This is a genomic window from Leptolyngbya sp. NIES-2104 (assembly GCF_001485215.1).
Taxonomy (GTDB): domain Bacteria; phylum Cyanobacteriota; class Cyanobacteriia; order Leptolyngbyales; family Leptolyngbyaceae; genus Leptolyngbya.
Genome location: NZ_BBWW01000001.1, coordinates 1446488 through 1458229 on the forward strand (window position 1 = coordinate 1446488; position 11742 = coordinate 1458229).

Sequence of the window (11742 nt, forward strand, 5' to 3'; positions counted from 1 at the left end):
TTCGTGAGCATGTACTTTGTTTTCTCATACACAATTTTAAGAAAGTCTGAGAGATTTTAAGATTTTCTTTATTTTTGGCGGAAGATCAGCTATTAATAGTGAAGGATGCGCGGTGAGACACTATGAGCAATCGACTTTCTAACCAGCACCCCCTTCGGGCATTGGTTGTAGACGACGACTTGGATTCGGTCATTCTCTTAACAACGGTGCTGGAAATGTATGGAATCGATGTGATTGCTGCGACCTGTGCAACTCAGGCAATGAATCGCATTCGATCGCTGCCAGATATTTTGATTGCAGATTTGGCGATGCCGTTGATGGATGGCTTTGATCTGATCCGGCAAGTTCGAGCATTACCCCAGAATCAGGGTGGAGAGATTCCAGCGATCGCGGTTTCTGCCTGGGCTGCGATCGAGGCTCAAGAAAGAGCGATCGCTTCTGGATTCCAAAGATTTTTGGGGAAGCCATATCAGCACGATGAATTGATCGATATGGTGTCCCAGTTGACAGGCTGGAAAGTCACAGAATTTGCAGCGTGAATGGTTAATAATCCTTATCGCTGTTCTTAAACGTTCGTCGCATCACCCACTGTAAAACATCCGGGAAAAGCCGCTGCGAAATCACCGAAGCCCCCGCAGACCCGACAACCACTTCTGTTTTCTTATGCTTCACCGCATCAAGAATCGACTTCGCCACATCATCCGGCTTTTCAACCACAGGAACACTCAGAACCTGCTCTAATTGTTTCCGACGTGCGATCGCATCTTCCTCATCCTTCCCGCGAAAGATCGCCCGCTCCATAAATTCGCTGTTGATCAAATTCGGATAGATTCCACACACCGTAATTCCTTTCGGCGATAGCTCAGACTGTAAGCTTTGCGTCAATCCCGTGAGTCCAAATTTGCTCGTCGTATACGGCACAAGATAGGGGATCGGAACCTTGCCACCCGATGAAATCACATTCACAATCATGCCGCGCCCTTGAGAAATAAAATGCGGCAACAGGGCATGAATCGTATGAATATAACCCCAAAGGTTTGTATCGATCGCAGTATGCCAATCTTCGAGCGAGAAGCTATCCGCTGGACCTGAAATATAAATCCCCGCATTATTGACTAAAACATCGATCGAGCCATACTCAGAAATAGCGCGATCGATCATCGTTTTCACTTGATTTGCATCACGGGTATCGGTTGGAATTGCAGTCACTCTAGGTGCGATCGACTTTAATTCCTCAGCCGTTATGTTTAAGCGATCAACGTTCCGAGAAGCAAGCACCAAATTGTACCCGTTTTCAGCAAACCGTTTCGCGGTCGCTCTTCCAATCCCTTGAGACGCGCCAGTGATAATAACTGTAGAAGCCATGATAACGATGAATTAAAGCATTCTTTTAGTGTGGTTGAAATCATAACAAATGCGTCTAACTTGCGTTAGATTTCGGTCATTTATCTTCTCAATAAACATCAGTTTTTAATCTTGAAAAGATGTGGCTTTTAGGTAGAGAAGCTTTTAGCCCCTTGGAGAGATAGAATCCAACCGTTTAATTTCTAAGCTGTCGAGTAATGCAATTTTCTTGCTGTTTCTTCATTTCATAAACTTTGTGCTTTTATGAATGAAATCTGTAGAACCGAATCAGATCTACAACCTCGCTTAGAAATGTTAATATTTGTGAAGCGTTATCCAATTTGTGTAGAAGCAGCATTTGTTGAAACTTGCCGCTCATTCTGAATGTTTGTGGAGTTATCCCGTGGTTTCTTTCCGTTCCGCCCCGATCCAGCCTGCTCAAGATTTTGGAATTTATGTCGATCGCGGTGTTTTCGTCGCGCTGTCGGTGATTGGCACTTGGGCTGCAAGTCTAGCAGTTTTGCTGACGGCAAATGTTGCAGAGATGCCACTTCCAGTCATTCTTGCTGCGATGGCAGTTCAAACTTTTTTATACACAGGATTATTCATCACGGCTCACGATGCGATGCACGGCGCTGTTTCTCCCAGCAATCGTAAACTCAATGATTTTATTGGATCTGTTGCGCTTCGCGTTTATGCGTTGTTCTCACTAAAAGAAATGATCCGGACGCATTGGGAGCATCATGCTCATCCGGCTTCCGAACTCGATCCCGATTATCATAACGGTAAAAATAAGAATTTCTTTTCTTGGTACTCCTATTTCATGGTGCGCTACTGGAGTTGGACGCGGATTATCGGTTTAGTTGCGGCATACCACATCATGCACCGGGTGTTTCACATTTCTGAAATGAACTTGACGCTGTTTTGGATGATTCCGTCGATCGCAAGTTCGATTCAACTGTTCTTCTTTGGTACGTTTCTACCGCATCGTGAGCCTGCTGGCGGTTATCAAAACGAAAGTCGCGCTCAAAGTAGCAATTGGTCGCCGCTCTGGTCGTTTATCACCTGCTATCACTTCGGCTATCATTTAGAGCATCATGAGCGCCCGGATCTTGCCTGGTGGCAGCTTCCCGGACTGCATCAACGGCGATTAAGGCAGGAACACTAAGCGATGTCAAATTGGGTAGAAGTTCTCAACGAGTACTCGAATAAGGATCTAGAACAGCGTAAGGTTTGGTATTCGCCAGTTGTCGAAGCCTACGATCGAGCAAGACCCCGCTACCCAAAACAGTTGATTCAGCGCATTGTTGAAGTGGCTCGGTTAGCTCCTCGATCGAAAATTTTAGAAGTCGGCTGTGGTTCTGGAGTGGCTACGGTCGATTTTGCTCGATTGGGGTACAGCATTGATGCGGTTGAACCGAATTTAGAATTCTGTCGACTGGCAGAGCAACATTGTTCAGACTATCCGCAAGTCAGGATCATTCCCCAAACGTTTGAAGAATGGCAGGTAGAACCGGGAAAGTTTCAAATCGTTCTTGCTGCGAATGCTTGGCACTGGATCTCATCAGACATCAAGTACGTTAAAGCATCTGAGGCATTACAGAAAAATGGTGCTTTAGTGCTGTTGTGGAATATGTCACTAGAGCCAAGCTATGAAGTCTATCAAGTGCTGAATGAGGTTTATCAACAGTTTGCGCCCTCTGTAGCACCGAAGTACGAAGGTAAAGAGACTCAGGAAGAGATTTTACAAGGCTTGGGAAAATTGATCGGTGATTCGGGATTGTTCGGGCTTCCGGTGCAGGAATCGATCGAGTGCGATCGCGTTTATGACACTGAGCGATATCTCTCGCTTTTAAGTAGCTATTCACAGTACATTGCTTTAGAGCCGACGGCGCGAGAAGCTTTGTTTGCGGGATTGAGAACGGTGATCGATCGGCAATTCGAGGGTGAGCTTCAATTGTTTAATCTAGCTGCTTATCAAATTGCAAAAAAGCTTTGAGACCGTATTTGAAAGATGTTCGTTTGTTGCGTCATCTCGCCCTGAAATGAATTTCGGGCTAATCGATGAAAGTCCTTTGAAAAGGACTAAGAGGCTGAAAATTTTTCCCAGTCTACTTCAGTAGACTTTCCACGGTTAGCCCGAAATTCATTTCAGGGCGGGAGGCAATCGAAGCGAAGAGACTTTCTAAACTCCCTATACTGAATTGGTCTTTAAGCGCTACCGAAACTGATTCACTAGATAGCTAAGAAAAGCCAAGTCAATTAATCCGACTAACACTGCACCGATAATCAAGCCTTTCATTGATGCAAATCTTCGCTGTCGCCAGAACACAACAACCAGCGGAATAATGTAGAGCAGTTGAGTAATCCCGATAAAGTAGACGGCTGCATTTAGAATAACGGCTGCACTAAAAGCCCACTCCGCCCTGGGAGGAAGCCCTAGCCGCTGAAGAATGAACAACAGAAGAGCGGCGATCCCGATCGTCGTAATCGCCAATAAAATCGCCAAGAGAATTCCGCGAACGATCATTCGCCATTCATTTGATTGAGTCACTCGATCGCTCCTGTCTGCGAGTCCTAAATAATCTCTAGTTAAATTGAAATCGTCACCAGTTTAGATCAGCATATCTTGACGTGTGGGGGGTTAGACCCTATCACGGTTGGGAACACTCAGTGATAAATTGAAACGCGGATTATCTAGGTGCGATCGCACAACCAGTTAGACGTATGACGAGATCATTTGCAGCTTTGGTGAGCTTAGTTTGTTTGTTCCTTGCTTCTTGTAGCTTTCTAGTCGTCACTTCAGATTGTTATGGCTCCATTCGAGCCGGGATCATGAGTATTTTGATGTCGGCACTGGCTTGGGGATATTTGAATTTGGTAAATGAAAAGCCGATCGGAGCTTGGTTATTGATGTATCGCAGCGGGATCGCGATCGCAGGTACGATCGTTTTCTTCGCGCTCGGTCGAATCCTAGGTGCGGTACAAGCGACGGGTTGTCAAATCGGCTGATTTTGCAGCGCCGCCCGTAAATTTCCTTGATGTTCACGCAACAAGCGATCGCTCTCTGACTTTGATGATCCTGACCAGTGCATCATCAAAGCAATCTTCACAGAGCGATCGCTTTTTTCTAATAACTCTGCGGCTTGTTCTCGGTCTAAATCAGTTAAATCAGACAAAATTCGCAACGCTCGATCGTGCAACTTAGAATTCGTCACGGCAACATCGATCATTCGATTGCCGTACACTTTACCCAATCGCACCATTGTTCCAGTCGATAAAATATTCAATGCCAATTTGGTCACAGTTCCCGCCTTTAAGCGAGTCGAGCCTGCTAACACTTCCGCCCCAACTAACAATCGAATATCCACATCGACATCAATTTGCACTTGTTCTTGAGGCACACAAGCAATAAAAACGGTGATTGCACCCCGGTTTCGAGCTTCTAACAATGCACCGTGAACATAAGGAGTTGTTCCACCTGCGGCAATGCCGACCACAACATCGAGATTGCTCACTTGTCGATCGTCGATCGCTGCCGCTCCCTGATCCGCCAAATCCTCCAACCCTTCAGAACTTCGTAACAGCGCATCTGCCCCCCCTGCAATAATGCCCTGCACCATTTCCGGCGGTGTACAGAAAGTAGGCGGGCATTCCGCTGCATCTAACACCCCCAATCGCCCGCTAGTTCCAGCACCGACATAGAACAATCGCCCTCCTTGACGGAGCTTTTCAGCCGTGAGATCGATCGCTTGTGCTAAAGGCTCTCGTGCTTGTGCGATCGCGCGAATTGTCTTCGCGTCTTCTTGATTAAACACATCCACAATTTCGAGCGACGAAAGCTGATCGAGATTTGCACTAGCAGGATTCACTTGCTCGGTCAGTAAATGTCCTCTGGGCTGAAGTTGCATAACAGTTCTCAAAAAAATGCACCTTGCATTCTACCAGACGGTGATCTTTGAACCTAACGGAAGACAGAGGCACGATCGCATTTCAGACCGCATCTTGGAGACGATGACTTCTCGTTGAGGAAACTATGCAATTGTTGGGAAAAGTTGCGGTGGTCACGGGAGCCGGATCAGGAATTGGACGTGAAACAGCGATGCTGCTTGCGGAACAAGGCGCGATCGTAGGTGCGATCGATTGGTCTGCCCAAACCGTTGAGGAAACGGTAGAGAAGATTCAACTCCAAGGCGGGACGGCAATGTCTGCGATCGCGGATATTTCTCAACCGGATCAGGTAGAACGTGCGATCGGGCAGATTGTTGACCAGTTAGAAAGAATTGATATTGTGTTCGCCAACGCTGGAATCAATGGTCTGTGGGCACCGATTGAGAAGATTACTCCCGAAGATTGGAATAGAACGATTAATACAAATTTAAATGGAACGTTTTACACCGTGAAATATGCGGTTCCTTATCTAAAAAAACAAGGTGGATCAATCATTATTACCTCTTCAGTGAATGGAACAAGAACGTTTAGTAATACAGGTGCAACCGCGTATTCCTGTACGAAAGCGGCTCAAGTTGCATTCACGAAGATGATCGCTTTAGAACTCGCAAAACATAAAGTGCGGGTGAATGTGATTTGTCCAGGCGCGATCGGCACAAACATTCAAAACACCTCGAAACAGATTGACATCGATCAAATTCAAGAGCCTTCGTACTATCCTAATGGTCGCGTACCGTTAAACGGTGGGCTACCGGGAAGATCCGATCAAGTCGCTCAATTAGTTCTGTTTCTCGCTTCTGATGTTGCCAGCCACATTAGCGGAACAGAAGTTTGGATCGACGGTGCAGAATCATTGTTAGTCGGCTAAGTTATTTATTCAGTCAAAATCATGCCTCAAGTTTTTGGAAAGCTCCCAACAACTCGCCAGCCTTGGACTTCGCTCGGAAATGTCGATCGCGTTGATGTTTCCGATCGCGTTATCCTCCTCACTTGCGGCGAAGCTTGCCTCAAAGTGAGCATTCTGGCAGCAAATTTGATCCGAGTTCAACTCGCGCCAACTGGCAGCTTTTTACCGCGTCGATCGTGGGCAGTGAATCGACCCGACGAAGACTGGGAAACAATCAAATTCAACATCGAGGAAAAAGAATCGATCGAGATTCAAACCGATCAAATGCGCGTGGTGATTGATCGATCGCCTTGTCGTATTCGCTGCTATGATTTGGACGGCAAACCCTTTGCAGAAGATACGAATATTGCTTGGCGAATGGGTCAGGTCGCTTGTTGGAAAAAGATCGAAGCTGAGGAACATTTCTACGGATTTGGGGAACGGGCGGGACTATTAGACAAGCGATCGCAGATTAAAACCAATTGGACAGTCGATGCGCTCGATTATTCAGCGATCGATGATGAAATGTACCAAGCGATCCCGTTCTTCATCGCGCTCCGTCCGCAGTTGAACTATGGAATTTTTCTCAACATTACCCATCTAAGCCAGTTTGATTTAGGAGCAACTGAACCGGGAATCTGGCAGATGCAAGCTCAGGCTCCAGAACTCGACTATTACATCATTCATGGCACCTCTCCCGCTCAGATTCTCGAAACCTACACTGAGCTAACCGGAAGAATGCCACTGCCGCCAAAATGGTCGATCGGCTATCATCAATGTCGCTGGAGCTATGAAACCGCAGAGATTGTAGAGAAGCTTGCACAAGAATTTCGATCGCGCAAAATTCCCTGTGATGTGATTCACTTGGACATTGATTATATGCACGGCTACCGAGTGTTTACCTGGGGTCCAAAACGCTTTCCTGATCCAGCAAAAATGATTGCAAATCTAAAGCAAAACGGCTTCAAGGTTGTCACGATTGTTGATCCAGGCGTGAAGTACGAACCGGACGGAGACTATCCGATTTACCACGAAGGTTTAGAGAAAGATTGCTTTGTGAGAAAAACAGACGGTAGCTTAGTTGCTGGGTATGTTTGGCCCGATAAATCTGTGTTTCCTGACTTTCTACGGGCTGAAGTGCGTCAATGGTGGGGCGACTGGCAGCGCAAACTGACCGAAGTCGGAGTCGAAGGCATCTGGAATGACATGAATGAGCCTTGTCTTGCCGATCGACCCTTCGGAGATGACGGTCAACATATCCCCTTTCCAATGGATGCACCACAAGGCAATCCTGAAGAAGGCGGAACCCATGCAGAAACCCATAACTTGTATGGATACAACATGGCGCGTGCTGCCGCAGAAGGTTTAAATCGATTGAGATCAAATCAGCGATCGTTTGTCTTAACCCGCTCTGGATTTGCCGGAGTGCAACGCTGGTCTTCGGTCTGGATGGGCGACAATCAATCACTCTGGGAACACCTCGAAATGTCTCTCCCGATGCTCTGCAACATTGGACTATCTGGAGTGCCTTTTGTCGGTGCAGACATTGGTGGATTTGCGGGAAATGCAACAGCAGAACTATTTGCGCGATGGATGCAGGTGGGAATGCTCTATCCATTGATGCGGGCGCACTCTTCTATGACCACCGCACAACATGAACCGTGGGTCTTTGGTGAGCAAGTTGAAGCGATTTGTCGCGAGTACATTGAACTCCGCTATCGATTGCTGCCTTTCTTCTATACATTGTTCTGGCAAGCCTCACAAACAGGTGCACCAATTCTTCGACCCTTGCTGTATGAGTATCCCAATGATGTGAAGACCTATCACATTCATGGTCAAGTTCTGCTTGGATCACATCTGATGGCGGCTCCTGTGTATCGTCCAGGTGTGGAGTATCGTGCAGTTTACTTACCTGAAGGCACTTGGTTTGATTGGTGGACAGGCGAAAAATTCAATGGCAATCAGACGATTCTTGCTCATGCACCTTTAGAACGGATGCCAATGTATGTCAAAGCAGGGGCAATCATTCCGATGCAGCCTGTGATGCAATACGTGGATGAACACTCGATCGATGAATTGCATCTCAAAGTCTATCCCGGTCAAGGCGAATTTACACTGTACGAGGATGATGGTCGATCGTTCGACTATCAATCGGGACAGTTTGCTACCACAACTTATCGCGTGAACAATAACGCAGTTGAAATCGAAGCACGTCAAGGACAGTTTCGACCGAGCGATCGCACTTTGCAAGTAGAACTCGTTGGAATCGGTGAACAATCGATCGACGATGATGGTACTGCGAATGTAGTGAGTTTTTAATGCTGTTCTTGCAGCCAGATTTCCAAATCGTTTAGCGTTCTAAATCGCAGTAGGGCTAATGCGAGTGATTCTAGTTTTTCGTTTGGGAGATTCTCGATCGTATTCTGAAGTGATGTAGGAATTTCACCAAGTAAACTGGTCAGTTGCCGAATAATAACTTGCCGACTTCCTTGCTCCATCCAACTTGTTACAATTTCCATAATTTCCTCGCGCTCAACTGGTTCGATTCTAGCAATCTCAGCTTGAAAAACTTGCTGCTCCTGTGAGTTCAATTTCAAATAAGTATCGACGAAACCAGAAATTAGTCTTGTGCGAGCCGGATCAAGCCTTAAGGTTGCCAATAGGCGAAGACACTCCGCTTTCACTCTGGGGCGGTCTTCAACAGCAATTCGCATTTTAGACATCAATGCTGCTGCAACTGGATTCGCTTGGTCTAAAAAACTCCGCCAATTCAATCGATTCAATTGTATTGAGGCGAAATTAAACTCTAAAACCTTCAAGTTCGGAAACTGTACAATATGCTGATGTGGCTCTTCTCGATGAGGGTCATCAAACGAGAAAACCACGATCGGATACACCCGCTGAACATACTTTTGATACAACCTTGCGAAATAGAAAAACATTCGCCTCGTGAAATTAGTCTCAGAAGAAGACTGCGCCTCAACGTGAATCAGAATTGCGGCATCTTCTCCCAATAATTGTACTTCAGCAAGTAAGTCAATAATCTTTTCTTCACCGGAAGTGAGATCAACAAAGTATTCTTGCTGCAAAAACCGAATGGAATCGAGAGCGATCGCAGTGGCTATCTCTGGCGCAAATAGTTCGAGAAACTCAATGAAGAAAGTTGAGATTAACTCTTTAAATAAGCGATCGTGATCAATCATTATTAAATGCTCACATAGATAAACACATTCTGAAACGTTTATTTTCTTGTTGTCCTTGACTCAAGATTCTTTCCATTGCTTTTAATTCGTTAATCACACCTCTATTATCTTGCTCTTCATCCCATTTCTGCTCATCGTCTAATCCGATGTCAAATTCCTGCTGAGGTGAATAGATATGACCAAGTAGTGCGCGAACTGTTACTAAGCCAACCTCTGATGCAGTCCATTGAGGCTCAATGCTCCACAATAGACTTCCTTGGTAATACCAAGCTCCATTAATAAATTCACTTTCTGCTTCAAACTCAGCTATCTCCGCTTCGTCAAAAACAGCATCATCACGAGTTATGCTGGTAAAGCTAGTAATTGTCGCAACCCCCAATTGCTTTGCGATCGCATCTAATTTTTCAATCTGATGAGGAATTGTTTTCCAATCTACTCTTGAGCGCTTTCCTGAAAAGTAATATTTATCGTAGCCCTCCAATGCAGGTATTAATTGAACGCCCATTGTTTCTCTCCACTCTGAACAAGCTTTAATGGCAGCATACAACAGTACTTCTTCCCCAAATCCGTCAAAATCCTAAAGCCCTCTACATCTCTCCAGAATTCACCCGATAATAAATAACCGAGAAGTTTCCGAGGTTGTCTTATGAGCTATCGCATGAATCGCCGCGCCTATGCCGAAACCTTTGGTCCGACTGTGGGCGATCGAGTCCGTCTCGCTGACACCGAACTGATCATCGAAGTCGAACAAGATTTAACGACTTATGGCGATGAAGTGAAATTCGGCGGCGGTAAAGTGATTCGTGATGGTATGGGACAATCTCCGATTACCAATGAAGATGGCGCAGTCGATGCGGTAATTACCAATGCGCTGATTCTCGATTGGTGGGGGATTGTAAAAGCGGATGTGGGAATTAAAAATGGCAAGATTTGCGCGATCGGGAAAGCCGGAAATCCCTATATTCAAGACAATGTAACCATCATCATCGGACCCGGAACCGAAGCGATCGCGGGTGAAGGGATGATTCTCACCGCTGGCGGCATTGATACGCACATTCACTTTATCTGTCCGCAGCAGATCGAAGTTGCGATCGCATCGGGTATTACAACAATGATCGGCGGTGGAACCGGACCCGCAGCGGGAACGAACGCCACCACTTGCACTCCAGGACCTTGGTACATTCATCAAATGCTACGAGCGGCTGAAGCATTCCCGATGAATCTAGGCTTTTTAGGCAAAGGAAATGCCAGCCAACCCGATGCACTCGAAGAACAGATTAAAGCGGGTGCAATGGGATTGAAGCTACACGAAGATTGGGGAACGACACCAGCCGCGATCGATACTTGTCTGAGTGTTGCTGATGACTATGATGTGCAGGTTGCCATTCACACGGATACTTTGAATGAAGCGGGCTTTGTCGAAGATACGATCGCGGCTTTCAAAAATCGTGTGATTCACACCTATCACACCGAAGGGGCAGGCGGCGGACACGCTCCAGACATCATCAAAGTTTGCGGCGAAGCGAATGTGCTTCCCTCTTCGACCAATCCAACACGACCTTACACATTAAATACTTTAGATGAACACTTAGATATGTTGATGGTCTGTCACCATCTTGATCCGAGCATTCCTGAAGATGTCGCCTTTGCAGAATCGCGGATTCGACGAGAAACGATCGCGGCTGAAGATATTTTGCATGACATGGGTGCGTTTAGTATGTTATCTTCGGACTCGCAAGCAATGGGACGCATCGGAGAGGTAATCATTCGGACGTGGCAGACCGGGCACAAGATGAAAGTACAGCGGGGAGCCTTGTCGGAAGATAGCGATCGACATGATAATTTTCGAGCTAAACGCTATGTTGCCAAGTACACGATCAATCCTGCAATCACGCATGGTATTGCTGAACATGTGGGATCAGTCGAGGTAGGTAAGTTAGCAGATCTCTGTCTGTGGCGACCTGCAATGTTTGGTGTGAAGCCAGAGATGGTGATCAAAGGCGGAATGATTGCTTGGGCACAGATGGGAGATGCAAATGCCAGTATTCCGACTCCGCAGCCTGTTCATATGCGCCCGATGTTCGGTAGTTTTGGAAGTGCGATCGCGCCGATCTCCCTAACCTTCGTTTCTCAAGCATCTTTGAAAAAGGGCGGACTCGATTCACTCAATCTCAATCGTGCGTTAGTGCCCGTTTCTGGAATTCGCAGCTTAACGAAACGCGATATGAAACTCAATGATGCGATGCCTCACATGGAAGTGGATGCAGAAACTTATGAGGTTCGAGCCGATGGAGAACTCTTAACTTGTGAACCAGCAACAGTTCTACCAATGGCACAGCGATATTTTCTGTTCTAGAT

Annotated in this window: 12 protein-coding genes; 7 read left to right on the forward strand and 5 right to left on the reverse strand. The window is 46.4% G+C overall.

The features are described from left to right. Nucleotides 1-122 precede the first annotated feature (122 nt). A complete protein-coding gene (locus tag NIES2104_RS06605) occupies nucleotides 123-539 on the forward strand; it encodes a response regulator (protein ID WP_058996902.1) in 417 nt (138 codons plus the stop codon). A 4-nt stretch (nucleotides 540-543) separates the two neighbouring features. Here NIES2104_RS06605 and NIES2104_RS06610 read toward each other — a convergent pair whose 3' ends face one another. Next, nucleotides 544-1365, reverse strand: a complete 822-nt coding sequence (locus NIES2104_RS06610; protein WP_058996904.1) for an SDR family oxidoreductase — start codon at nucleotides 1363-1365, stop codon at nucleotides 544-546. A 382-nt stretch (nucleotides 1366-1747) separates the two neighbouring features. Here NIES2104_RS06610 and crtW point away from each other — a divergent pair, with 382 nt between their 5' ends. Then, nucleotides 1748-2512: a beta-carotene ketolase CrtW gene (gene crtW, locus NIES2104_RS06615; RefSeq protein ID WP_058996906.1), complete on the forward strand. Its 765-nt coding sequence runs from the start codon at nucleotides 1748-1750 to the stop codon at nucleotides 2510-2512. Between the two features lie 3 nt (nucleotides 2513-2515). Beyond that, entirely contained in the window at nucleotides 2516-3343 is an 828-nt protein-coding gene (locus NIES2104_RS06620; protein ID WP_058996908.1) for a bifunctional 2-polyprenyl-6-hydroxyphenol methylase/3-demethylubiquinol 3-O-methyltransferase UbiG, read from the forward strand. A 219-nt stretch (nucleotides 3344-3562) separates the two neighbouring features. Here the strand turns inward: NIES2104_RS06620 and NIES2104_RS06625 are convergent, their stop codons facing one another. Beyond that, nucleotides 3563-3898 carry a hypothetical protein gene (locus NIES2104_RS06625; RefSeq protein ID WP_156426883.1) on the reverse strand — a complete coding sequence of 112 codons (336 nt, stop codon included), beginning with the start codon at nucleotides 3896-3898 and terminating at the stop codon, nucleotides 3563-3565. Between the two features lie 173 nt (nucleotides 3899-4071). On the opposite strand from NIES2104_RS06625, the gene NIES2104_RS06630 reads away from it, so the two are divergent. Further along, a complete protein-coding gene (locus tag NIES2104_RS06630) occupies nucleotides 4072-4356 on the forward strand; it encodes a hypothetical protein (RefSeq protein WP_058996911.1) in 285 nt (94 codons plus the stop codon). Here NIES2104_RS06630 and murQ read toward each other — a convergent pair. Beyond that, nucleotides 4344-5255, reverse strand: a complete 912-nt coding sequence (gene murQ / locus NIES2104_RS06635; protein ID WP_058996913.1) for an N-acetylmuramic acid 6-phosphate etherase — start codon at nucleotides 5253-5255, stop codon at nucleotides 4344-4346. The two genes, NIES2104_RS06630 and murQ, sit on opposite strands and share 13 nt — an antisense overlap. 125 nt (nucleotides 5256-5380) lie before the next feature. Between murQ and NIES2104_RS06640 the strand changes: the two genes are divergently transcribed. Both NIES2104_RS06640 and NIES2104_RS06645 read left to right on the forward strand, forming a co-directional pair. Continuing rightward, entirely contained in the window at nucleotides 5381-6163 is a 783-nt protein-coding gene (locus tag NIES2104_RS06640) for an SDR family NAD(P)-dependent oxidoreductase (protein WP_058996915.1), read from the forward strand. Nucleotides 6164-6184: 21 nt separating this feature from the next. Then, nucleotides 6185-8500 carry a glycoside hydrolase family 31 protein gene (locus NIES2104_RS06645; protein WP_058996917.1) on the forward strand — a complete coding sequence of 772 codons (2316 nt, stop codon included), beginning with the start codon at nucleotides 6185-6187 and terminating at the stop codon, nucleotides 8498-8500. On the opposite strand, the gene NIES2104_RS06650 is transcribed toward NIES2104_RS06645, so the two are convergent. Then, entirely contained in the window at nucleotides 8497-9384 is an 888-nt protein-coding gene (locus NIES2104_RS06650) for a DUF4351 domain-containing protein (protein ID WP_058996919.1), read from the reverse strand. The genes NIES2104_RS06645 and NIES2104_RS06650 overlap by 4 nt on opposite strands. Nucleotides 9385-9394: 10 nt before the next feature. Continuing rightward, a complete protein-coding gene (locus NIES2104_RS06655) occupies nucleotides 9395-9889 on the reverse strand; it encodes a hypothetical protein (RefSeq protein ID WP_058996921.1) in 495 nt (164 codons plus the stop codon). A 141-nt stretch (nucleotides 9890-10030) separates the two neighbouring features. On the opposite strand from NIES2104_RS06655, the gene ureC reads away from it, so the two are divergent. Beyond that, complete coding sequence (gene ureC / locus NIES2104_RS06660; RefSeq protein ID WP_058996923.1) at nucleotides 10031-11740, forward strand: urease subunit alpha; 1710 nt, start codon at nucleotides 10031-10033, stop codon at nucleotides 11738-11740. Nucleotides 11741-11742 lie beyond the last annotated feature (2 nt).